General features: G+C 39.4%; 18 protein-coding genes. 7 read left to right on the top strand and 11 right to left on the bottom strand.

Translation table 11 applies throughout. The annotated features are described in order from the left end of the window. Nucleotides 1–29: 29 nt before the first annotated feature. Nucleotides 30–1,241 (bottom strand): RNA-guided endonuclease InsQ/TnpB family protein, encoded by a 1,212-nt coding sequence (locus H6G08_RS06700; protein WP_190539861.1) that lies wholly within the window; start codon nt 1,239–1,241, stop codon nt 30–32. A 694-nt stretch (nt 1,242–1,935) separates the two neighbouring features. Between H6G08_RS06700 and H6G08_RS06695 the strand changes: the two genes are divergently transcribed. Then, nucleotides 1,936–2,208 carry a GlsB/YeaQ/YmgE family stress response membrane protein gene (locus H6G08_RS06695; protein ID WP_190539858.1) on the top strand — a complete coding sequence of 91 codons (273 nt, stop codon included), beginning with the start codon at nt 1,936–1,938 and terminating at the stop codon, nt 2,206–2,208. A gap of 419 nt (nt 2,209–2,627) precedes the next feature. Here H6G08_RS06695 and H6G08_RS06690 read toward each other — a convergent pair whose 3' ends face one another. Together H6G08_RS06690 and H6G08_RS06685 are read right to left on the bottom strand one after the other, a co-directional pair. After that, nucleotides 2,628–4,616: a serine/threonine-protein kinase gene (locus H6G08_RS06690; protein ID WP_190555594.1), complete on the bottom strand. Its 1,989-nt coding sequence runs from the start codon at nt 4,614–4,616 to the stop codon at nt 2,628–2,630. Nucleotides 4,617–4,818: 202 nt separating this feature from the next. Further along, on the bottom strand, nt 4,819–5,871 hold the full coding sequence (locus tag H6G08_RS06685) for an aromatic ring-hydroxylating dioxygenase subunit alpha (protein ID WP_190539855.1): 1,053 nt from the start codon (nt 5,869–5,871) through the stop codon (nt 4,819–4,821). A gap of 143 nt (nt 5,872–6,014) precedes the next feature. Here H6G08_RS06685 and H6G08_RS06680 point away from each other — a divergent pair, with 143 nt between their 5' ends. Further along, nucleotides 6,015–6,491, top strand: a complete 477-nt coding sequence (locus H6G08_RS06680) for a YbjN domain-containing protein (protein WP_190539852.1) — start codon at nt 6,015–6,017, stop codon at nt 6,489–6,491. Nucleotides 6,492–6,500: 9 nt separating this feature from the next. Beyond that, a complete protein-coding gene (locus H6G08_RS06675) occupies nt 6,501–7,220 on the top strand; it encodes a lipoate--protein ligase family protein (RefSeq protein ID WP_190539850.1) in 720 nt (239 codons plus the stop codon). 8 nt (nt 7,221–7,228) lie between these two features. Here H6G08_RS06675 and H6G08_RS06670 read toward each other — a convergent pair whose 3' ends face one another. From H6G08_RS06670 to H6G08_RS06655, 4 genes are all read right to left on the bottom strand, one after another. Beyond that, nucleotides 7,229–9,742 (bottom strand): alkaline phosphatase D family protein, encoded by a 2,514-nt coding sequence (locus H6G08_RS06670; RefSeq protein ID WP_190539848.1) that lies wholly within the window; start codon nt 9,740–9,742, stop codon nt 7,229–7,231. An 856-nt stretch (nt 9,743–10,598) separates the two neighbouring features. Then, entirely contained in the window at nt 10,599–11,054 is a 456-nt protein-coding gene (locus H6G08_RS06665; protein WP_190539846.1) for a PIN domain-containing protein, read from the bottom strand. Between the two features lie 443 nt (nt 11,055–11,497). Then, nucleotides 11,498–12,763 (bottom strand): murein transglycosylase A, encoded by a 1,266-nt coding sequence (gene mltA / locus H6G08_RS06660; protein WP_190539844.1) that lies wholly within the window; start codon nt 12,761–12,763, stop codon nt 11,498–11,500. Between the two features lie 150 nt (nt 12,764–12,913). Then, complete coding sequence (locus H6G08_RS06655; protein ID WP_190539842.1) at nt 12,914–14,233, bottom strand: proton extrusion protein PcxA; 1,320 nt, start codon at nt 14,231–14,233, stop codon at nt 12,914–12,916. A gap of 78 nt (nt 14,234–14,311) precedes the next feature. Between H6G08_RS06655 and H6G08_RS06650 the strand changes: the two genes are divergently transcribed. Then, nucleotides 14,312–16,489: a recombinase family protein gene (locus tag H6G08_RS06650; protein WP_190539840.1), complete on the top strand. Its 2,178-nt coding sequence runs from the start codon at nt 14,312–14,314 to the stop codon at nt 16,487–16,489. A 377-nt stretch (nt 16,490–16,866) separates the two neighbouring features. Here H6G08_RS06650 and H6G08_RS06645 read toward each other — a convergent pair whose 3' ends face one another. Then, entirely contained in the window at nt 16,867–17,043 is a 177-nt protein-coding gene (locus H6G08_RS06645; protein ID WP_190539838.1) for a hypothetical protein, read from the bottom strand. A 489-nt stretch (nt 17,044–17,532) separates the two neighbouring features. Between H6G08_RS06645 and crtA the strand changes: the two genes are divergently transcribed. Continuing rightward, nucleotides 17,533–18,384 (top strand): cyanoexosortase A, encoded by an 852-nt coding sequence (crtA, locus tag H6G08_RS06640; protein ID WP_190539836.1) that lies wholly within the window; start codon nt 17,533–17,535, stop codon nt 18,382–18,384. 297 nt (nt 18,385–18,681) lie between these two features. Here crtA and H6G08_RS06635 read toward each other — a convergent pair whose 3' ends face one another. After that, the gene (locus tag H6G08_RS06635) at nt 18,682–19,461 is read right to left on the bottom strand and encodes a Uma2 family endonuclease (protein ID WP_190539834.1); all 780 of its coding nucleotides are present in this window, start codon (nt 19,459–19,461) and stop codon (nt 18,682–18,684) included. A 641-nt stretch (nt 19,462–20,102) separates the two neighbouring features. Here H6G08_RS06635 and H6G08_RS06630 point away from each other — a divergent pair. Further along, entirely contained in the window at nt 20,103–20,684 is a 582-nt protein-coding gene (locus tag H6G08_RS06630) for an HdeD family acid-resistance protein (protein WP_190539832.1), read from the top strand. Between the two features lie 90 nt (nt 20,685–20,774). On the opposite strand, the gene H6G08_RS06625 is transcribed toward H6G08_RS06630, so the two are convergent. After that, nucleotides 20,775–21,818 (bottom strand): glutathione S-transferase family protein, encoded by a 1,044-nt coding sequence (locus H6G08_RS06625; RefSeq protein ID WP_277877819.1) that lies wholly within the window; start codon nt 21,816–21,818, stop codon nt 20,775–20,777. Nucleotides 21,819–22,661: 843 nt separating this feature from the next. Between H6G08_RS06625 and H6G08_RS06620 the strand changes: the two genes are divergently transcribed. After that, nucleotides 22,662–23,177 carry a hypothetical protein gene (locus H6G08_RS06620; RefSeq protein ID WP_190539830.1) on the top strand — a complete coding sequence of 172 codons (516 nt, stop codon included), beginning with the start codon at nt 22,662–22,664 and terminating at the stop codon, nt 23,175–23,177. Nucleotides 23,178–23,422: 245 nt separating this feature from the next. Here H6G08_RS06620 and H6G08_RS06615 read toward each other — a convergent pair whose 3' ends face one another. Continuing rightward, complete coding sequence (locus H6G08_RS06615) at nt 23,423–24,010, bottom strand: ankyrin repeat domain-containing protein (protein WP_190539829.1); 588 nt, start codon at nt 24,008–24,010, stop codon at nt 23,423–23,425. Nucleotides 24,011–24,085: the final 75 nt, after the last annotated feature.

Genomic DNA, 24,085 nt, shown 5'->3' with positions numbered 1-24,085 from the left:
TCTAGTCTCTGATGTTGACACTCTCCGCCCTATAAGGGCAAAGATTCTTCAATCATAGACCCAGCTTGCTCATACAAGACTTCTCCAGCATGAGTAGAGGTCGAATCTCCTGAAGCGTTCGGGTCTATGACCCAAGTTCCGGTATGCCCTACCGTACTCAAGGCTAATTTCAGAATATTGATAGCAGCATTCCAATCTCTATCCAATACAAAGCCACATTCACAAACATGGGTTCTTGTTGATAGAGATTTCTTAACTATTGCACCACAGTTAGAGCATTGTTGGGATGTGTAGGCAGGATTAACCGCAACAGTTATCCTGCCAAACTTCACCCCAAAATACTCTAACCATTTTCTGAATTGATACCAACCAGCATCATTAATCGATTTGGCGAGACAATTATTTTTCACTAAATTCTTAATCCTCAAATCTTCGTAAGCGACCAAATCGTGAGATTGGATGACGCAACGCGCTATTCTCTTAGCGTGTTCTTGACGTTGCCTACTTATTTTGAGGTGTACTCGCCCTAATTTATGAATAGCTTTGTTACGGTTGATAGAGCCTTTTTTCTTTCTCTGAACAAGACGTTGTTTAAATTTTAGTCGTTTCTCGCCTGTGCGATAAAATCGTGGGTTAGGTTCACTATGTCCATTGCTGTCTGTGTAGAATTCCTTAAGTCCTACATCCAAACCAATTGTTTTACCTGTTGGAGGTATTTCGACCTTGTTGTCTACACTCACCAAAAATTGAACATAATAACCGTCGGCTCGACGTACTAACCTCACCCGTTTTATCTGCTCTAATTGATAGAAGTTTAAATCCCACGTTCCTTTTAGTTTCAGGTTGCCGATACCTTTTTTATCAGTAAAGGTGATTTGTTTTCTCGTTTGAGACAGCTTCCATCCAGATGTTTTGTATTCCACCGAACGGTTATTTTTCTGAAATTTAGGATAACCTTTCTTTCCCGGAATACCTTTTTTGCAGTTGTTGTAGAACCTAGCTATAGAGCTATATGCTCTTTCTACCCCTACCTGAGTTGCATGAGAGTTTAAGTCTTTGACAAAAGAGTATTCAGCCCTTAATGCCGTGTTGTAGCGATATAGGTCTTTTTGTCCTACACCTGGGTTATCCATCCAAAAACGGATACACTTGTTGCGCACAAATTGAGCAGTTTTTATCGCCTCATCTATCGCTGCATATTGAGTTGTTTTCCCTTTTGCCTTAAACTCGAAAACAATCATTTTACGTGGAAAAATTTGACGGCAACTAGTATAACATAAATTAAAGCCGTCCCCTCTTATATATGGTGTTGTACTGCTTTTTTCAGTTGTTTAATTTTGGTTTTAAAATCAGCATCACTAGGGTTGAGTGATTTAATTTCCTATACTGGGATTTTAAATTTAAATTTCACCAGCAATTCGGTTTTAACTAGGCACAGATTAAAAGCTCAATAATATGAAGTATTAAAGATAAATTGTTATGACTATAAAATCAATAAACCTCTCTCCAGAGGTAGAAACTGAATTTATAGTTAAATGTATAGGTAATGCTTAAGAACATTAACATGAGATTTTATCTGTCAAGATATATTTATTGAATTTAGATTGGTAAAGCAGGTTAACAATACTTTAGAAATACAAGAGCTTAATTCTTAAAGTAGAGGAGAGGCGTAACCATAAATACATATACTACTATTACCAAGCAATAATTTTATAAGCCCCTAGTCTTAGACCTACTAGGAGCTTTTTCTTAAAATTTTTCTCTAGTGAATTTAAGGCTTATGTCGAAAGATATAGCCGAGATATAGACAAGATCCAGCAAGGATTTTCTGATTCTTTAGATATATCGATAAATAAGGCTAATGGCAGATTAGTTACTAGTAGGAAAATTGTTAATGTTTGATTGTTGGTAAACAAACGTTATTCAATCAAAACAATGAACATTATTGCTTGGCTACTTTTAGGACTGATTGCTGGTGCGATCGCAAAAGCTATTTATCCCGGTCATCAAGGTGGTGGAGTCCTCGGAACTATCATACTGGGAATCATCGGTGCATTTATTGGTGGTAGTTTGGCTGTATTCTTTACTACGGGAAGGTTGGCATTAGCCGCTTCAAGTCTCAGCATTCCTGGTATCATAGTTGCAGTTCTTGGCGCAATTATCGCCGTTTTCTTGTGGAACTTGTTGAACCGCAGCAGCGCTGCATAGCAACCATATAACCTTAGATTGTGAATTGATTATTAGTAACCCCCAGGGAATCTAGTTAGCTAGATATTTAGATATTATTTATCCCTGGAATTATATGCAAGATATAGCACCTACCTAAATAGAGGTAGGTGCTATTAATAATTTAATAGTCATTAGTCATTAGTCATTAGTCATTAGTCATTAGTCATTTTTTATTAGACTTCGTGCAAAAGTCTTTGTTCTTTCCTTCTTCTTTGCGCCTACCCTTCGGGAACGACTTCTCTACGAGACGCTGCGCGAACGTCGAATGCGTGAGCTTTTCACACTCATACTCAACAAAGCCAAAATATTTATGCAAGAAGTCTATTAGTCATTGGTAAGGGTTTAAAGTTGATTGATATTGAGTAATATGGGTTGCTGTAATTACCGACTTACTTAAGTTACTGTGATAATTTTTTGATGTGATCGAGAGAGTATTGATAATATTTGGTATTGCCCTGTGCTTGATAGAGGCTAGCTGCTAAGTTGTAATCTTTAATCGCATTTTGTTTGTCGTCTGACTTTTTATAAAGATTAGCTCGATTGTAGTAAGCATTAGCATATTTATTATCAAGCTCAATCGCTTTGTTATAGTCCTGGAAAGCGCCTGACTTATCTCCTAAGTCTTCACGGACTATCCCGCGATTGTTATATGCATCTACATATTTAGGGTTAAGTTCCAGAGCTTTATCGTAGTCTAGGAGAGCGCTTTTTTTATCGCCTACGTCATTACGCACATTCGCCCTGGTATAATAAGCGAAAGTATATTCAGGATTAAGCTCAATTGCTTGATTATAATCTAAAATTGCGCCTTTTTTATCACCTAAATCATCGCGTACATTACCCCTAGCATAGTAAGCAGCAGAATATTTGGGGTTGAGTTCAATGGCTTTATCATAATCTTTAAGCGCACTTTTTTTATCGCCTAAGTTATTGTAAACTAAACCCCGACCGTAATATGCAAAACCATATTTTGGGTCAAGCTCGATTGATTGATTATAATCTTGTAAAGCATTTTGCTTTTCGCCTAAGTCATTGCGAACTCTGGCTCGATTGTAGTATGCAAGTGCATATTTAGGGTTAAGTTCAAGGGATTTATTGTAGTCTTCTATAGCCCCTGGTTTATCACCTAAATCATCGCGGACGTTACCGCGATTGTTGTAAGCAGCAAGATATTTAGGGTCAAGCTCAATTGCTTTGTTATATTGTTCTAAGGCTCCTTCATTATTGCCTTCTTTACGTAGTTCGTTACCGCGCTCATAGTATTGAGTTGCTGTAGTGAGTGAGCTAGTAGCAGGAGAAGAAGAATTTGAAGTTTCTAATGGGGGAGTATTTGTTAATTGTGGCTGGCTGGAAAGTTGCAATAACTTATAACCGATAACACCCAGCACGAGAGTTATCAAAATCCCAATTCCTGTTAGCAACTTGTAATTGTTTTTTGCTGATGGAAGTGGGGGTTCTATATTGATTGGAGTTGTAACTGTGATGGTGGGATTTACTTGTAAATCCGCTAAAACTGCGTCTGCTGTTGGATAGCGTTGGCGAATATCTTGTTGCAGCATTTTATCTAAAATCTGCCCTAGTTGATGACTGACAGTTTTTCCTTGCGCAGCCATCACATCTCGCCATGTCCAGCGTTGCTGTTGAGGATTGTAAAGTAAATTGGGAAAAGTACCAGTGAGCAGATGAATACAAGTTGCACCTAAAGCATAAATATCACTTGCTGAATAAGATTCGCCATAGGTCATTTGTTCTGGTGGCGCATATCCTACAGTTCCAACTGTGGTACCGATAGACATGACTGTACCGCTAAGTTCTTTAGAGATACCAAAGTCAATCAATATCAGTTCGCGATCGCGCCGACGCATGATATTCTCTGGTTTAATATCTCGGTGTATGACATCATGCTCGTGGATAAACTTTAAAGTAGGTAGCAATTCTGTCAATAGTTGCCAAATTTGCTCTTCAGTATAAGTTCCCTGTTGTTGTAACTCCTGAAGCAAATTCTGTCCGTCAATAAATTCCTGGACAAAATACAAACGTTTGTCTTGTTCGATGTTTGCTAACAGTCGCGGAATTTTACTAGATTTATCCCCCAGTGTATCTAAGGTTGCAGCTTCCCGGTTAAACAATTCCACCGCTTTTTGGTATGCAGTGGGGTTATTAACAATCTGTACTGCTGGAAAGAACTGCTTAATTACACAGCGCTTTTTCGATGGGGTACGTTCATCCACCGCTAAGAAATTTCGCCCCATTCCGCCAGCACCAAGTAATTTAGTCGCTCGATAGCGATTATCCAACAGGAGACTAGTACCGCAAATTAGGCAAAATTTTGTATCCTCTGGGTTAAAAGTCGGGTTTTGGCAATCGGGATTGAGGCAATAGCTCATACTGGTGTTTGGGGGCATACTAGTAACTATTTTGCCTCTAATTAAACAGTACCAGCCAGGTTTTTATCGGAAAATAATCATTAATCTTAAAGTGGGCATGGGGCATTGGGCATTGGGCATTGGGCTATTGAGTTCTCCCCTGCTTCCTCTGCTTCCTCTGCTCCCTCTGCTTCCTCTGCTGACAAAGCTATGGAATATTTTTTTAGTTGGAAGTCTCAAACTGGCTGCGCATCAATTTTTGCACGCTGACTAAAGCTCGGTTTAACTCATAGTTGCGTCTATCGGGATGTTGTAAATATGCTTGTTGTTCTTCTTCAATCATTTTGACATCTTGAACTACTAAACCATCAAGTAGTTTTTGGGCTGCACCAAATAAGCTATCTTTAACAAAACGGCGAAACCAAATTGGTAATTTGTGTAACCGCCAAAAAGCATTCAATGATGTGAAATGTACTAAATAAGCTTTGGTTTGGGTTTCGTTGATGGGACAAAGTAAGCAGTAAATTTTAAAATCTTGCCCTAGTTTTGACGCCCAGTGAGGATAAATATAACTCACATCTAAGGGTTCGGGATGTAAGCGGCGTAAAGCGGGAAAAAATAATTGGGAGATAGACCAAATTTTATTGATTTTATAATAACTCTGGGCTGTATAATGGGCGTCTACGCGATGATTATCTTCATCGATGTCTTGTAAAGCTGCTTCTGCCCAGGCTTGTAAATCCTGATGTAAATGTCCGTGATACATATCCATCAGGTTTTCAATTAAATAAGAATAATGAGCTTGACAATTAATAATTGAAACGGTGGCAATATAATTAAGATGATCCCACTCTGGTAAACCCAGGGGTTCTACTGTTGGTGTTTTATCTCCCAGAAATAGCCAAATAAAACCGTCTTGTTCTTTGACTGGGTAGGAACGAATTTTACAACTGGGTAGTTTTTGATTCTCTGCGAGGTAGGGAACTGCTGCACATTCACCGGATGAGTCAAAGCGCCATCCATGATAGGCACATTCTAAGTCACTACCAACAACCTGCCCATGACTGAGTTTAACTTGGCGATGGGGGCAACGGTCTTCTAAAGCGTGGACTGTGCCCTGATTATCTCGATAAAGTGCGATCGCCTGTTGCCAAAGTACCACACCTATAGGTTTATTTGTTACTTCACTACTGCGAGCAACTACATACCAGTGATTGGGATTAATACCTAACTGACGAATGTCGCGATTTTGCACAGTTTGGGAAATGGAGGACATAGACTCGCTTTTTCTAGGTGTCTCTAGTCAAATTTGATCTGGCTGAAAACCAGACTATCACTTTCGGAAGCTCTAAATAGCTGCTTTTGGCGCTATAAAGTAGGTGGAAATAACACAGTAACCATTTTCAGGAAAAAATCTGTATGACAAGCTACCAAGAAACCTTAACCAGCAACGAAGTTAATGATTTGATTGTGGAAACGGCGACGATTAACCACGTAGAAGTAATTGAAAATGTCATCGATAGCTTGGAACAAGATGACAGCGCAATGGTTAGCCGTAACCCAGATGGTAATTATCTGTGGAAGTTTAAATACGGCAGTGTGGAAGTATTTGTCCAACTCAGTGGTACTAGTGATGAAGATACCATAACTGTCTGGTCGGCGGTGCTGAAGTTACCTGTGAAAGATGAACCGCAATTATTACGGTATTTATTAGAATTAAACTGTACAAGCACTCTAGAAGCGCGTTTTGGGATTATTGAAAGCCAAGTAGTGGTAATTTCTACTCGTACCTTAGCAGAAATTTCTCCTGGAGAAGTCTCGCGATTAATTACGATTGTCGCCACGCTCGCGGATGATAACGACGAAGCTTTACAATCTAAATTTGCTGCCCTTTAAAGAATTCTGATGTATAGCAAGCAGGTTTGGCGACTAATTCCTTTGCTCAAAGCTGCTGGTAACGTGCAAATGGCTATTGATTCTTGGTTGTTAGCACAGCACCAGTCAGGAAAACACCCTCCAACTCTGCGATTTTACACTTGGTCGCCAGCTGCTATTTCTTTGGGCTATCATCAACGCGAATATCCCCAATTTTGGGATAATATCATTTGCCAAGGTGAAAAACTAGATATAATCCGTCGCCCTACTGGTGGGAGAGCAGTTTTACACCAAGGTGATTTAACTTATGCTGTCGTCACATCGGGATTAAATGGCGATCGCCTGCAAGCATACCAAAAAATTTGTCAGTTTTTGATTCATGGTTGGCGATCGCTCGGCGTAGAATTGCAATATGGTACGGCTGGACGCGGTTATATTCACAACCCTAACTGTTTTGGTACCGCTACAGGTGCAGATTTAATCTTACCTAACGGTGCAAAACTCATTGGTAGCGCTCAACTGCGGCGTGGTGGAGCAATTTTACAACATGGTTCTATTCGCTTACACCAAGATGCGGAACTGTTTAGCCAAATATTTGATGCAGAATCTTGGACACAAGTGCAATTACCTCCCAGTTTAACTGAGGAGGTAATTATGACAGCTTTAATGGCTGCTGCTAGTCATTGTTTTGATATCGAGTTAATTGTCGAACCCCTATCTCAATTAGAGTGGGAGGAGATTTTGAGGTAATCTCGATTTTATCCAAGAGAATCTGTTAGTTTAATCCCATTTGGATCGTACTTCACTGATTGAACAAGCTCTTTTTTTGCACGGTTTGTAGATACATTACGTCCTTGAATTTTATCGTGGTCTGTCCTGTCAACCCTGTAGACTTTCCAAGTTAATTGTTCAGGAGTAAATTCAGCAATTGCATATCCATTGACTCGTGAATCATAATGTTCAATGTGTGGGCTTAAACTCTTAATTAAACTGCCTGTAACAAACTTATGCTGCCAACTATGTTGCTGATGCACGCTGTTGTCTGTGGAAAGAGATAATTTTTCCAAAATTCCCAGAATATCAACAGGTAGACTGCTTTCCAATTGTTTAAGAATACCTTCTGAGATTCCTGGTGAAGTTACTGAGGGAGTCATGAATTCTACACCAACTAATTTGCTGTAGTCATAATTAAAACTATTTGTTACTGTCCCGACAACATTCTGTGCTGTTTCTTTGGGATTTATAATTCCCGATCCTATCTCTGAAAGTACCTCTGCTCCTGCTTTCAACCCTCCTAGTCCCAAATTTAATGCGCCTTTACCTAAATTGAACACTCCTTCACCCGCGTCTGTCACCGCTCCTTTTAAATCTCCTGATAGTAAATTAGAAGCTCCTGACGCTAGGTTTGAGGTGCCTGATTTTAAATCCGAAACCCCAGGCTGAAGTGTATTCAGAATTCCAGATACCAAAGTACTCTGCAATGATTCAGTTTCAGTTTTTAAATAGGCGACGAGAGATGTGTGCATATCTCCTGTAAAAACCACAAACCGACTGTTGCGATCTGTTCCATTTTTTAAAGTTTCTTTATCTTTGATAAACTTTAATATTTCATAGCGTTCCGCCTTAAACCCATGCCAATCGTCAATTTCTCCGATTAACTCATTTGCCAATGCTGTAGCTAGGAAGGTCTGATTACCCCATACTCTCCAAGAAGCTGTTGAATCCTTGATATTATCGAACAACCATTTTTTTTGCTTTTTACCCAACATACTTGCTTTAGAATTAGGTTCTATACTCGGTTTATTCCTAAAGCTACGGCTGTCAGTTAAGAAGAAATCTATTAATGAACCAAAATGGAATTTTCTATAAAGCTTGTAACGGTACTCGTCGGATTTAGAATCATCTACTTTTGGGAATAGAGCTGGAACATATTCTCGCCAAGCTTGAGTTGCATTTTTATACAGTTCAAGCATAGCTGACCTTGCCGCCGGGGTGTCTTTCCCAAGATTCTCATAAATAGGATGGAGTGGCTGTGACTCCCCCGCACTTATACCCATCGTGTTATTTTCGTAATCCCAATAGCAATTGTCGGCAATTTCGTGATCGTCGAGAGCCACGATCCAAGTATGTTGTTCCATTGCTTTTTGGAGCGCGGGATCTTGACGGTATGTCTGATAAATATGCCGGAAATGTTGCAGTGAGGTTGCTCTGTCACAATTGGCTGGATCTTTATATGGATATTGCTGATTTTCTAGAGTCAGGTCTTTACGAACAATATCGCCATAACCAGGTGGATATTGTGGATACTCGTAAATAAAGTCACCTAAATGAATGACAAAATCTACTTTTTCTTCGGCTAATTTATAGAAAGCATTAAAGTAGCCTGTGCTGTAATCGTTGCAGGTTAAAACTGCCAAAGTAAGTTTGTTCAGTTTTTTATCAGGAGGCGGTAATGTTCTGCAACGACCAATTGGACTAGTTATGCCCTTGTATATAAAACGATAGAAATAATAATTATCAGGTTCAAGCAGATCGTGAAGATTTATATGAACTGTATAGTCTGTTTTCTCATCAAAATCTGAGGCAGAAATATTGTTTTTACAGATAATTTTTTGAAAAGACTCATCCTTAGCAACTTCATATTCAAGAGGAATATTTTTGTCATATTCTTTTGGATTTACACGAGTCCAGAGAATGACACCAGTTGTAGTTGGATCGCCGGAAGCAACCGACCAACTAAATACACTCAGAGACTTAGAGCTAATAGGTTGAACATTAGTAGAAGAAGGCGGCTCGACAACAGATTGCACGAAAACCGGCTCTAATATCCAACAATCACCAGCATTTTCTACGGTAGTTATATAACCGGGATGCTTGTTATCGAGAGCTAGTCTTTGATTACTATAGAAGATATTGGTAATGCGAACGCGATCGCCATAATAAATTTTACCTGCATCACCAGAAGCTTTGGTAATTCGCCAGCCCTGTTTAGCGTTATCATATTCATCTTTATAATAGTAACAATCACGGCTATCTGCAAAAGCTCCCAAAATATCATTATTGAATGTTACCTGCTCTGTCGTTCTGATTTTAATGTAACTGTTAGTATCAACATCTCCCTTACCGCCAACTAGTTGAAGTTCTACTTTTTTTGTATTGCTCAACTGCGGCCAATTGTGTCGTCCACGATCAACATTAGCAAGGTATTGTCCGCTACTCTCGTGTTTCAGATAAAAGGTGTCACCAAATTTAACGACATTTTGAGAAGCCATGATAATGTTCTCCTGGTTAATTACAAAGTTGTGTTGCCAAAACTATTTAAGGCAAATTAAGGCAAAAAATCTTTAATCACCAAAAGGGAGCATCCCAAATGTGCAAAAACGCCCTCACCCTATAAGGGTGGGGCTAGAAATACGAAGCCTGCCTTCGCAGGCTAAAAGTTTGATAGCCTGCGAAGGCAGGCTTTGTTGGTATAGCAATACCCTTCTAGGGTATTGCGTCAAAATTGGGATGCTGCCCACCAAAATACATTTATAAGCAAGAGTTCAAGGGAGTTAAAAAGTATCATATCATCGGAACCGGGGAAATAAAGATAATTATTTTTCGGGGGAGAGAGCGATATTGTCAGCCTGTTTTCCTGACGCGATCCATCAGTGAGAGCGTTTGCCGCAACACTTACTTGAGGCGATTGATTTCAATAATGAATTCGCTTTATTGTGTGAGTCGGTTAGTTTCCACTATGTTTTGTCAATGCTACCTTAATCAGGGTATACCGATGCTTTGTAAGCTCAGAAATTATAGTTTAAAAAACAATGCTACAGATAGACATGCTCAAAGCATGGCGATATCTAGAATTCTTAATTTTACAGCAGTTTTCACCTATTTGAACCACATCTATCGTAGGGGCACGGCACCGACAATCCTTTGGTACATACAATAATTTTACTGATGCCGTGCCCCTACAGCGTGGTCTATTTAGCTGAAAATAGCTGTAAATTAATAATTTTGAATTATTTAGTATTACAGCCCGCAATTTAGAAGCCTATTGCTCAATAAAAAAGCCTGCTCATGCAGGCTAATTATATAAACTTATAGCAACAATGAGGATTAACAAATTGGCAATTTTGATTACTGAATCAACTTTTCCGTAGATGTATATTTAAGTTCTAAATTGGCTCTCACCCATAAATCTGCTGTTGACCAAATGTAAAACTTATTGGGAGCATCGGCAAAGTTTTCGCGTTTATGGGTGACTATTGCATGTAGGTGACGATGACTAACACAGGCTAATTCAACAGCAGATTCAAAATCTTTGAGAGTTGACGATCTAGCTTGTTGTAAAATGCGATTATCAATTGGGCAAATTTCGATTTTTTGTTGCAAACAATTCACGACTAATTTAGCCACTTTTGGATTTTGTAAACAACTAATATAGTTATAGATTTTCTGCCAGCCAACATCCGTGATATATACGTGAATTAAAGGATGAATTATATCTAATAATTTACCAACATCTTCAACACAATCATGGCGATTCATTAAAGCTTCTAAAATTAAATCTGCATCCACCAAAATTTTTAGCACTTTTAACCCCTAATATAGAATAATCAAATAATGAATACCATAAGCAAAATCAACGCATTTAGTTAAATACATCTCTTTTTTGGCGAGCGATTTTGCAAATGCGTTTAAATTGGTATGACGCGAAATTATTTATTTGGTTCCAAAGTTTAGGGAATAAATAAATTAGCAAGAAATACTTATTGTGATGATTATGTGATTTTTTTTAAATACTTAGTATGCAAATTTTTGTGGCTAATACATACAATATAATCAGCTAAAATGCAAGTAAAAATTTATCGTAAATATAAAGGGTTTAAGACCCCTATGTCTCTACCTAGTATCATTTTCGGTCAGGGTTTAAATCCCCGTCTGAAAATGTCTTTAATTTTGCGGAAAGTCTGAGCGGAGGTTTCCTCCGATCAGAACTTTCCAAGAGAGAATTTTGAATTTTGAATTTTGAATTGTTAATTTGGCGGTTTCAGTAGTAAATAAAATAATTGTCCATTACCGACTGTGACACCAGCGCGATCGCCTGCTAATTTACCTGTACCTAAAAAGTAATCCACCCTTCCAGCACCTTTAATTGCACCGCCTGTATCTTGATCGAGTACGTAACGACTGACGACTCGATGCTCTAATTTACCTTTCTCATCAGCAAAGGGAAAATCAGCCCTAATTAATGCTAAAGCACCGGGGGGCATTAAAGATTTATCTGTAGCAATTGAACGTTCTGCGGTGATTGGTTGTCCGATTGAACCTTGTGCTGGCGCGCCTTTTGTTTCTTGAAAAAAGACAAAGCTGGGATCGCGAGGAATATATACGTTTAATTCTTGGGGATACTTATGAAAATAATCGAGAATTATGGGCATAGTCATCCCTTCTAAGGGTAATTTCCCATCATTCGCCAGTTCTCTACCTATGCTTTTGTAGTTATAGGCGATATTACCTGCGTAACCGATGCTGGTTTTTGTACCATCAGTTAATTGCAGTTTGGCTGAACCTTGAATTTGTACCATGTATGGTTCGAGGCGATCGCGAAACCAAAATAACTCTAATCCCCGCAATTTCCCCTTAGAACCTTGTAAACCATCTGCACCTTCGAGTTCTAAGCGCGTTGGGTGGGGTAAACTCCAGGAAGCTAAATCGGGAGGTGCTTTGTAAACCGGATAGCGGTATTCTGCTGTGGGTACGCGACTTGCAGTGTACAGTGGTTCGTAATATGCGGTGTATAAAACAGAACCTTTACTATCTCTACCAATTGACTGATAATAGACAAATTCTTTGGCGATCGCCTGATGTAGTTCGGTTGGAGATTTTGCTGTGAGTAACAATTGACGAAAGCGCAGCAAACTTTTGTAAACGCGATCGCGGGTAATTCCCGGTATTTGATAATTCTCATAAGCCGCATCTGCTCTAGCAGTTTGCAGGTAGCGTAAACTGCGATCGATAGAAGTTAACAGCGCCTTTTTATCCCCAATTTTACCATTTTCGCCTTGATATATCGCCTCATCAATACAAGAGCGATCCTCTACACAACAAGTAACAGGCGATCGCGCTATTAATACTGGCGTTTTTTGGTTATTTTTGTTATTAAATAATCCTGGTAAATGCCACTTTTTAAGTTGACATTCTGGCGCACTTAATGGTAGATGCCCCAACGAGGGAATTCTGACTAATAAGATTAAAATTATAACGGGTAAACTAGTCAGATAAATAAATTTAAATTTCATTTAAAGTAAGTCGGCGTAACAAAAATACTGGCAAGAGTTGTCAATAGTCAATAGTCAATAGTCATTTGTTATTTTTCCCCCTTGTCTCCCTTGTCCCCCTTGTCCCAATGCCCCATGCCCAATGCCCCATGCCCCATGCCCAATGCCCAATTACTCATTCATATTATGATATGTTGCCACCGCCGAAGGTGAAATTCGGTTCAAGTAGCGGAAAATCCAGTATTTGAAAATCGTATCTAAAATCACTGGAAATGTGGCAATAAATAAGAAGATAAAATCACGATTTGCTGGTAATCCCCAATGACGCGATAAACCTTCTAAAATTACTTCCCAACCATGGGGGGAGTGAAACCCGACAAATATATCGGTAAACAAAATGATAATAAATGCCTTGGCGCTATCACTCAAACCATAAACTACATTATCGAAAAATTCTTTGATAATGGCGATAGAAGGTTTACTGACTAACAACAGCCAAATAAAAGCACCTACAGAAAACATATCGGAAAATACATTTTTTATCGCATTAGCGCTTTCTTCTTTGAATTCCTTAGCCAGTTCGCCGGCTTTCTCATGCATCTGAGTTTCTACTTCCTCAGATGATAGGGGTGGTGCGTTGCTAATCAAACTTTGAAATTTAATTCTTTCTTCAAATCTTTCTAACTCTACTAATGCTTCTTCTTCCATTTCCGCATTTAGAAAAATTTGCACTGTTTCCGCATCTCTAAATTTTTCTACTAGCGGCCCCACCACCAAAGCTTTTGCTAATTGGTGAGTTAAAAGTGGTACAATTACTAATAATAAAAGAAACCTGATAGATATAATTGTTCGGCGTTGAGCTTGGCGAAAATTTTGAACTACATCTTGTTCGGAATTGGGATCTAATTCAACTTGTAATCGAGTGATGGTACTTAAAATTGACCTGGGTAATATACCTGTTGTATTCGCTTTTCCCTGGGGTTTCTTAGCACCATTATTCGCTATCTTTGGCGTTACTGGTTGATTAATTGTTAAATCAGTTTTACTCTGGGGAGGTTTATCGACAACAACTACAGAGCTTGCTTCGGTTTCATTGAAGGTATATTTGGAGGTAATGTGGTCAATGAATCTGAGCTTTTCTAAAATTAATGACAGTTCTGGATATTCTACACCTGCTTCCTGAGCAGCTTTTTGATTAGCTTCGTTTAAAAACCAACGGCTACTTTTAAACTCTGTCAGTCGCATTCTGGCAATTTTTAATTGCTGCTTCAGATCGGCTTGAAAATAATCCATGACATTATTACTGTACATGGTTGATAATGGCTCTATTTTATTACCATTAAAATGTTTATCTTCTAAGGCTTTAATTTTTAAGGCTGCGTTGTAAGCCTCATCTAGGGAACGTTCTGGGGTGCGTAAGTACCATCGGTAAAGCCCTAATAAAAACGAGTAAATTTTTTGACCAAAAACAGAGTTTTTCATCGTTGGCAATCATCCAGCATGATTTGGTGATTCTTAACCTTAAATTAACGCACGAAGTATACTAACAAATCTACAAGGAGAGGGTTTGTGGCTTTAGATTCGCTTTGGATTGTTGGTGGTAGCCGTAGTGGTAAAACTGCTCGTTTAGTTGGGCAGTTATGCAGCTGGTTACAAAATCATCATCAGGCTATTGACTCATTTTATACTAACCACAAAAATAAAAAAAAAGGCAACTCTGTACAGAAAAGCTGGGAACTTCGACAAACTGAACCGGGAGTTTTGCTGTTAGCTGCTAACGATGATAACCGCAGAGAATTAGGAGATAGAATTGTTACTGCGACATCGGGTAAATTTCCGGTAAGGGCGAAGACACCTTTAGGATTCTTTCAGGATGAAGTGATTTTATTTTGGCCGTTGCTGATACAGTCGTTACAGCTAAACGCCCAATTTCCGGTGAGGTTACGCCCAGAAACCGAACAGGAACTAGCAACTAAATTATGGCGATCGCATTTAGACGCAGAAATTTTAAAATTGGCAGGAATGAGTGAGTACCGACTAGTGCGGCGGATTCTCGACTTATTGCAATTAGCAGCATATAGCGGTGAAAAATGCGATCGCATATCCGAAATTTTAGCAAGGGGATTGGCAGATAACCCAATTAATTTAGAACCGGAATTTCTCGCCTCTTTGCTGCTAGATTGGCGCGATTGGTGCTTACACAGAGGATTGCTCACCTATGGGATTATTAGCGAACTCTACAATCACCATCTCTTACCCAATCCACAATATCAACAGCATTTAGCCAAGCGCTACCAAGCAGTATTAGCCGATGATGTTGATGATTATCCCGCGATCGCCCGCAATTTATTTGAGTTCTTACTAAATCAAGGGGCTGTCGGCGCGTTTAGCTACAATCCTGAAGGTGCAGTACGCTTGGGATTAGGCGCAGATCCCGAATATTTAGCAGAATTAGCCGAGCGTTGTCAGGTGGAATCTTTAATCAGCCCGCCGCGAGAATCCTTAGCCATGAACTTGGCTAGCTCAATGGTAGAATTAGCCACGCAACCGATGGTAATGTTGAGCTTACCAGAAACAGTACAGTCAATTCAAACCACATCCCGCGCCCATTTATTGCGGCAAACTGCGGAGATCATCGTGAATGCGATTAAATCCGGGGAAGTAGAACCGGAAGAAGTAGCTGTAATTGCACCTGGTTTAGATGCGATCGCCCGTTATACTTTAATTGAAATCCTCAACAAACAAAATATCCCCGTAGAAGCCCTCAACGATCAACGCCCTTTAATTAGTTCGCCTGCAATTAGGGCATTACTCACCATGCTGGCTTTAGTTTATCCCGGTTTAGGACGCTTAGTAGACCGAGATGCCGTAGCCGAGATGCTAGTGGTATTAAGTCGCAGACAAAAACCAATAGATTCCAGCGAACTCAGCACAGACATCGATCCGGTACGCGCTGGCTTAATCGCCGATTACTGCTTTGAACCCCACCCAGAACGCCCAAATTTGCTACCAGTCACCACCTTTGAACGCTGGGATCGCATTGGCTATGCAGCGACTACCGCCTACAACGAGATATTACAATGGATTGAAAAACAGCGATCGCAACAAGAACAGCGATTAATTCCTAGCCCAATTTCCCTACTATACCTAGCAATTCAAGACTTTCTCTGTAAAGACAATAACCCCCCCTACGATCAACTAGCAGCCTTACGGGAATTATTAGAAACCGCCCAACATTACTGGGAAATTAACACCAGACTGCACCAAAGCCAGAGTAAATTACCCGCACTCAGCCCTGTTGAATCCACCATTGCCGAATTTATCCAACTACTGCGCCGGGGTACAATTACCGCCAACCCCTATCCTTTACGCCCCATCGGCTCCGCCAGAAAAGCTGTCACATTAGCTACCATCTTCCAATACCGTTCTAGCCGGAGATTTCATCGTTGGCATTTTTGGTTAGATGCGAGTTCCCCACTCTGGGCGAAAGGTGGTGCAGCCACATTATATGGTGCGCCCTTATTTTTACAATCAAGATTAGGAACGCCTTGGACAGCAGAAGATGAGAAATTAGCCGAAGAACAAAGATTACAAAGAATTTTAACCGATTTACTTTCCCGCGTATCCGAGAAAGTTTACTTATGTCATAGCGATTTAGCTGTGAATGGACAAGAACAAATCGGCCCCTTGTTACCCTTAGTTCATGCTTGTATCACCGTTAATTCTCAGGCTGCGGTTACAGTTTAATTGTAGGGCATTGGCACTGCCATACCCTGAAACCAGAATCACACCCATTAATTGTAGGGGCATCGGCACTGCCGTGCCCTGAAACCAGAATCACACCAATTAATTGTAGGGGCATCGGCACTGCCGTGCCCTGAAGCGAAATCTATATGTATTAGTAAATAGACCACGCTGTAGGGGCACGGCACCAGTAAAATTATTGTATGTACCAAAAGATTTTCGATGTTCCCTACTAAGACAGATGTGGTTCAAATAGGTGAAAACTGCTGTAAATGGGATGAGAACCTAAACAAATCTGTGAAAAACTTAGGTGTCATACCAATTTAAATAATATTTTCGGCATATCAATATATTCTAGAGGGCATGGCAATGCCATGCCCCTACCATCTGTCCAATTCTTTTTTCCAAACCTTTTTACCTGCGGAAAACACCAAAATGGGTAAGCGATATGGCTTTTTACCTGCGGAAAACACCAAAACGAGTACGCGATTTACCGAAACGAGTAAGCGATAAGGCTTTTTGAGTAGGTGAAATAGTATTTCACTTGCGGAAAACACAATAATGAGTAGACGAAAAGGCTTAACGAGAAGGTGAAATGGCTTTTTGCTTACTTAAAACAGGAAAATGAGTACTTGATTTCGATAAATGAGAAAGCGATCGCTATTTCTCTTTACTAAAAATATAAAAATGAGTCCTCAATATATGTAAATGATAAAGTTGGCGCATTTGAGCAAAAAAACTTAACTTCAAGCCTTTACCCCATGCCCAATGCCCCATGCCCCATACCCAATACCAAATCCTTTCACCAAAAATTCATATATTTCTACCTCTTCTTTATAAAGAATTTATTTAATATCCGTTCTTATACTTAAATCTTGATTACATTAAGACATATAAATCACATTTAAAATAACCAAAACTCAATAATAGTCATAGATTTACAGTTAGTTATTCCGGGAGCATCAACCATTCACAACGCCCATAAGCTACAAACTTAGGGCGAATATTTTTGTATTTCTAGCTATATTCGCAAACTCACTCTAACAATGAATATTACTCATCTCAAACCATCTCAAATCCTGAAAACAGAACCATTCTGGCTTGCAAGCATTGCTGCTGGGCTAGCCGCCATTTGTCTTACCTTAGTTTGGAAAGCTCATGATGTCGGACATTTAGGCATGAGTCTGTTATTTTTCTTTGCGATCGGTTCGATTTTATGGGATAAACGCCATACATTCAACTTTGAAAGTGATGTTTTCTCCAGTGTTGTTGGTTGGCTGATAATTAGTTGGGTACTATGGCAAAGTACAACTCATAATTTAGGATATATTATTCGTCTTTTACCCTTAGCTTCAGCTATTGGTGTAGGTTTATTAGCCTCTGGCTTTAAGGGTGTAAAGCAATATTGGGAAGCATTGATTATTTTATTTTTCCTGGAAATACCTAGCGTTTTAGCTGAGTTATTTTTAGATATTTCCCCTTATAGTGCTAAATTTGCTAGTCTAATTTTATGGTATTTAGGTTTTGATGTCACCCTGAATGGGGTATATATTCATCTTCCTACTGGTAGCGTCAAAGTAGTTCCTAGTTGTTCTGGTATAGATACGATAAATTATCTCTTAGGGATATCAATCATTGCCTTGGTGATGTTCCCCATAGCTAAAAACAAGCGGTTATTTGTGTCGCTATTTGCGATGTTTTTAGGCTTTTTTCTCAATGCCATTAGAATTGCCATATTAGCCGTAATGGTAGGTACAAATGAAGCGGCTTTTCATAGTTGGCATGGTGGTAATGCTTCCTATTCTTTTGGTGTATTTGGTATCTTGATTTTTGGTGCATTCTATATGTTTATTTTGCGCCAAGAAGAGCGACAAATACAGAAAATGGAAAAATCGTGAAGTTGTGCAACCTCAAAGAGAATTGATATTAGGGACTTCCAAGTAAAAAAATATTCTATTGCTATTGTTCACTGTTGACGGTTCACAGTTAACAGTCAACCGTCAACAGTCAACAGTCAAAGTTTAACGGAATAATTTATTTTTTGGAGTTCCCTTAAGCTAATGCGCGTCTCAATTGCATAACTACTAATCAGGGCTGTTGACTGTCAACTGTCAACTGTCAACTGTCAACTGTCAACTGTCAACTGTCAACAGCCTTTACAATAGATTATGCAACTTCAAAGCAGAATAGCCTACCTAATCCAACATTTCTGGATCGATACCTAAAGCATTGAGTTGTTCTGGGGAAAGATTACGTAACTTTTCCACCAGTCTCTCGCGTTTCTGGCGCTCAAGTTCAGCTTTTTGCTGTTCAATTATGGCGCGTTCCTCACCTGTTAACAATAAATTTCCTTCTGCATCCCACCAACGCAACCAAGGTAATTCAGCATTTTGATACAATCCCTGCCATATTCCTAACTCTACCCCTAAAGGTGAAATTGGGTAATGTCCGCGATCGTTGGCTGTCATGAGTTGATAAGCATTATCTACGAGGTGATAAACTTCAACCTGGGCTTTTGCTACTTCATAAATTCCATAATAAGGAACGCGAATTGCTTGTTCGTAAACCCAAAACTTACCAACATTTCCCCCTTCCCCTTGAGATGGCGGAGTTTTGTCTCGTTCTTCTGTACCATCACCTGAGACAAATTCCAGCACAATCAACGGTGCAATATATTCTTTCCACAGTACGTAGGAACGCCGCATTTTACCGTCGAGAGTTGGCGTTACATTGGGGACATAAAACCAATCCGGTGCTTCTGCACCTTTTTCTGGGGGATCGGTTAATCGCCAATAAATACCAGAATCTTGCCCAATACAATATTGTCCGTCAGGATGAAGTTTTTCTAAAATCGGTTTAATTGAATCTGTCAGTAATATACTTTGGGGATGCTCCTGAAGATTTTTCACAAACGAACCATCGGAATCTGGTAGCTGGTTATGATCGGGTATAGTTAATGCCGATAGGAAAGTCATAGGCTTTAACCAAGGATTTATCTCAATTTTATTGTGCTTGGCGTGTTAATTGTTAGTGACTCGTAGGGGCGGGGTTACCCATTGGTGTCAATTTACAGCAGTTTTCACCTATTTAAACCACATCTTTGGTAGGGGCACGGCATTGACAATCTTTTGGTACATACAATAATTTTACTGGTGCCGTGCCCCTACAGCGTGGTCTATTTACCTGAAAATAGCTGTAAGCTAAAAATAGCCTCACTCTTAGCTTTCTCACACGCCTTGGAATGAATTCCAAGGGACAAAGTCCAAGTAGGGGCGGGTTAAGCGAGATAGTCGTAAATTATTGGAGCATATTTGTGAACCCGCCCCTACTAAAGTAGACATCAAGATTTTGAGGATATTTAGTCATCTTGAGATGACTTTGGCTATGAGCAAGGAACTTCAGTTCCTTGCGGTAACCGGATTTAGCGTTAAGTTGACACCAATGGGGGTAACCCCGCCCCTAAAATTTGGGATAATTTATTTTGTACTTCTTCAGGATTACTACTTATCAACTGTTGCTAAACCGATTAGTCTACCTTAGGGTGATGTCTTCATAGGCAAAATTCCTTAGCCTAAATTGAGAGTTCAATAAATAGGTATTTAAGGATAAAATTGCTATGACAGGCAATGTTTCTAATGTTTCTAATGAAATTAACAAGAGTGATAATAAATCTCTGTTAACTGGTGTTCTCTTGATTGTCTTGGGAATTATTGCGATCGCACTTCCGGCTATCTCGACAATTTTCGCAGAAGCCTGGGTAGCAGTGATTCTCGCCTCTGCTGGATTCGCTAAACTCTTCTATGCATATAACACCCGTAACGAAGGCGGTTTAGTTTGGAAAGTTTTATTAGGCGTACTCTACATTGCAACTGGTGTAATGCTGTTGATTTACCCATCTACAGGTATTTTGACACTAACTTTATTGCTGGGTAGCTTCTTATTAACTGAAGGTGTGTTTGAGTTAATTCTCGCATTTAGATTGCGTCCCCAACAAAACTGGACATGGGTATTAGGTGATGGTATTATCACTTTAATTTTGGGTGCAATGATTTGGTTTCAATGGCCTTTTAATGCACCTTGGTTGATTGGAACTTTACTCGGCGTCAGCATTCTCTTCACTGGCGTCTCACGGGTAATGCTGTCATGGAATGGTGGCTCTGGCTTTAATAAACCGGATCAAGCTGCTGGTACGGCTTAAGGCATCAAGTAAAAATAAGTAGTGCGAGCATCTTGCTCGCGCGGGCAAGATGCCCGCACTACAAATATTAAGGCGATCTCATTTTCTTGTTCAACCGATGCGATCGCGATCGTGTGGTGTTAACAAATATGACATATCTGGCCCGGAAGGAATAATTCCGCCAGGATTTAACGGAAATAAATTACCATAATAATCTTGCTTCACGCTTTCTAAATTACAGGTGTCAGCCACACCAGGAAGTTGATATATATCTCTTAAGTAAGCTCCTAAGTTGGGATAATCTTGAATTCGTCGGCGGTTACATTTAAAAATTCCATAATAAGCGACATCAAAGCGGAATAATGTTGTAAATAGCCGCACATCTGCAAGGGTGAGATTATTTCCACACAAATATCTATTGGTGTCTAGTACGGCTTCAATTTCATCTAATGTCGTGAATAATTCATCTATAGCTAGATTGTAAGCTTGTTGGGTTTGAGCAAAACCGCAACGATAAACACCGTTATTTACACTGTGATAAACCTTCTCATTCCAGCTATCAATCTTTTCTTTTAATGCTTCTGGATACAAATTCAGTGTCGGATTACCAGCGAACTCATTAAATTCTGAGTTCAGCATAACGATAATTTCTGAACTTTCGTTATTAACAATAGTATTTGTTTGTTTGTCCCATAAAACGGGAACTGTAGCCCTACCGCTATAACCCGGTTGTGCTAGTTGATATAATTGCGCCAGACTAGCACAATCTAATTCTGGTTCATCAAATATCCAACCACCTGCGATCGCTGAAGGAACAACTACAGTTACAGATATTGCATCTTCTAATCCCTTCAAAGTCCGTAAAATTAAGGTACGATGCGCCCAAGGACAACTCAACCCTACATAGAGATGATACCGTCCTGTGGCTGCTGGATAGAGACTATTTGTCTGTGCGCTAATAGAATTTCTAAATTGACTGCTAGGACGAAGATATTCTCCCGACTTGTTGCGCGGAGCAATTTTCGACATCATAGTTTGCCACATAGTTGTCCACACAAACCTACCAAGCTGAATAATTAGCTTTGGCGGTAGTGATTTACCTTTCTTTTTTGTCGAGATAGTAGACTCAACCTGAAAATTTTTAACCTCAGTCATAGTTAATTTTTATGAATAAATTCAAAGCTTGGATTAACATTTAATTTATGCATTTTATAAAGATTTATATCTTAAGTTTTGTATAGCAATAAATGGCGATCGCGCCTATCTCTACCATTCTATCTACAGTGTATTTCAGGTAAATAAGGTAAGTCGATAGGGGTATGGCACTGTCCATTGGTGTCAACTTAACGTGAAACCGTTGCCAATAAGTGATGAGCGGATTCCATCGTCTACCATCAAGCTCTGCGTTACCCCACCCCAGTTTTGTCTAAAGCCAAAACTTCCCCTCCCCTTGGCAAGGGGAGGGGTTAGGGGAGGAGTAAAAGACTTGTGGGGTAAGCTTTTGAAGTTACAGCAGTTTTCATACATTTGAACCACAATCGTAGTAGGGGCACGGCAACAGTAAGATTATTGTACATACGAGAAGATTATGGATGCCGTGCCCCTACAGTGTGGTCGATTTACCTGAAAATTGCTGTAAGTTGACACCAATGGGTATTGTCATGACCCTGCAATCAACGATTATTTGTACTTTACCTATATCTAAAGTAGTGCTAACCATTGTTATTTTAAAACAATTTTATCACTTAAGCAGGAAGAAACTTATAGAGATTTTTTATTAATATCAAATTCTAGATTTTAGTAAACAAGCTAATGCCAAATGTTCTGTAACTCAGCCATTCATTAGCTGACAGAATATAACCGCAGTAGCTGTAGGAATAGGTGCAGGTAGTGATATCTATTCGCTAAGGGAGATTATTAATATCTTCCTTAGTGATTATCTAAGTTGCTCAAAAAAAAACATTTTACACAAATAATCATTTTTAAAAGCCTACTATTATGACTATATTTGATCGCAGTCAATCTCAGCAAAATACTAATACTGATTCTAGAGTAACAAGTCCTCCTCGGACATTAAGGCTACAAGATGCAATATTGTTAGCTACTTTAGTAATGATAGCTGCTTTTGTAAAATGGGACTACACCGATGGACAGGGTAGCAATCGATTTCCTAATCTGAGTAGCACATCAAAAGTAACTACAAATACTGGCGAATTTATTGGAGAAACCATCACCATCAGAAGCAAGCCAGTTAAGACAATAAACTCTAATTCCTTTCTCATCAACGATCGCCCAGGAAGTAGCCAAGAATCTCTATTAGTTGTGAATGCCTCAAATGTAATTTTTGAGTTACCTACCAATACCAATAAAAGAATAGAAATTAAAGGTGAAGTTCGGAGATTAGTAATTCCTGATGTCGAACGAGATTTTAATTTAGATTTACCAGACGCAGACTATACAAGTTATCTGAAAAAACCCGTAATTATTGCTAAATCTATTAGTCTAGTAAACTAACTGTAGTTCAATACCGTTCATTTAGCGTCAAAAACCTTAACCCGCGTAGGTTGAGTTTACCGTGTAAAAACCCAACAAATCGCTGAAAATGTTGGGTTTCTTTCCTCAACCCAACCTACATTTATCCTTAATTAATTATAGTTACCAAAATTAATGAGTAGTCAGATAAAAACAGACAAAGAAACAAAGAAACGCAGAGAATAACTAAACTAACCAATGACAAATGACAAATGGCAAATGACTATTTATACTTTCGCCCCAGCCTTCTTAAGAACAGCAACGATCTTCTGCCAATTACCTTGAGTTGCGATACTTAGCGGTGTTGCACCCAGCTTGTTTTTAACATTTATCTGTGCGCCCTTGGCAAGTAGCATTTTCACAACTTTGACATAATCATCTTCGTAGTGTTGAGCTACTGGCGAACAAGCAAACATTAGTGCAGTGCTATCTTTTTGAGTTTTTGCATTCACTAAAGCACCTTTATCTAGTAAAAATTTTGTCATTTCTATTCCCGCACGATAGGTATACCTAGCTGCAACCATTAACGGAGTTATACCATTTGGATCGGCAATATTCACATTTGCTCCCCGTTGCAGCATTAATTCTACACTCTGCATGGAACCATTACTTACCGCCAGCGCAAAATATCTATCGGGATCGCCGCCGTTATCTAAGTACTGTTTCAACACATCAACTTGATCTACGGTAACAGCCTCTATTAATGTTTCTTCTTGGTTATTTGTTTGTGCTTGTGTTGCTGGAATTGAGGGTGTTCCCAGCACCATAAATAGGAGTAACAATCCTAACTGCCAATGCGATCGTTTTATGACCATATCTCAAGTGTATAACGCATCTTGAGGCAACCTTCAGTCCAAGAAGTATGTTTTCCGGAAGGTATAAACTTTTAT

The organism is Calothrix anomala FACHB-343, assembly GCF_014696435.1.
Classification (GTDB): Bacteria; Cyanobacteriota; Cyanobacteriia; order Cyanobacteriales; family Nostocaceae; genus Aulosira; species Aulosira anomala_A.
This window is presented reverse-complemented; position numbering and strand designations above follow the sequence as displayed.

Coding starts and splice junctions, on each gene's coding strand:
- H6G08_RS06685 (WP_190539855.1), bottom strand. CDS start 5,871: ATGTCCTCCATTTCCCAAACTGTGCAAAATCGCGACATTCGTCAGTTA.
- crtA (WP_190539836.1), top strand. CDS start 17,533: ATGAATATTACTCATCTCAAACCATCTCAAATCCTGAAAACAGAACCA.
- H6G08_RS06700 (WP_190539861.1), bottom strand. CDS start 1,241: ATGATTGTTTTCGAGTTTAAGGCAAAAGGGAAAACAACTCAATATGCA.
- H6G08_RS06695 (WP_190539858.1), top strand. CDS start 1,936: ATGAACATTATTGCTTGGCTACTTTTAGGACTGATTGCTGGTGCGATC.
- H6G08_RS06630 (WP_190539832.1), top strand. CDS start 20,103: ATGACAGGCAATGTTTCTAATGTTTCTAATGAAATTAACAAGAGTGAT.
- H6G08_RS06625 (WP_277877819.1), bottom strand. CDS start 21,818: ATGACTGAGGTTAAAAATTTTCAGGTTGAGTCTACTATCTCGACAAAA.
- H6G08_RS06670 (WP_190539848.1), bottom strand. CDS start 9,742: ATGGCTTCTCAAAATGTCGTTAAATTTGGTGACACCTTTTATCTGAAA.
- mltA (WP_190539844.1), bottom strand. CDS start 12,763: ATGAAATTTAAATTTATTTATCTGACTAGTTTACCCGTTATAATTTTA.
- H6G08_RS06620 (WP_190539830.1), top strand. CDS start 22,662: ATGACTATATTTGATCGCAGTCAATCTCAGCAAAATACTAATACTGAT.
- H6G08_RS06635 (WP_190539834.1), bottom strand. CDS start 19,461: ATGACTTTCCTATCGGCATTAACTATACCCGATCATAACCAGCTACCA.
- H6G08_RS06690 (WP_190555594.1), bottom strand. CDS start 4,616: ATGAGCTATTGCCTCAATCCCGATTGCCAAAACCCGACTTTTAACCCA.
- H6G08_RS06615 (WP_190539829.1), bottom strand. CDS start 24,010: ATGGTCATAAAACGATCGCATTGGCAGTTAGGATTGTTACTCCTATTT.
- H6G08_RS06675 (WP_190539850.1), top strand. CDS start 6,501: ATGTATAGCAAGCAGGTTTGGCGACTAATTCCTTTGCTCAAAGCTGCT.
- H6G08_RS06680 (WP_190539852.1), top strand. CDS start 6,015: ATGACAAGCTACCAAGAAACCTTAACCAGCAACGAAGTTAATGATTTG.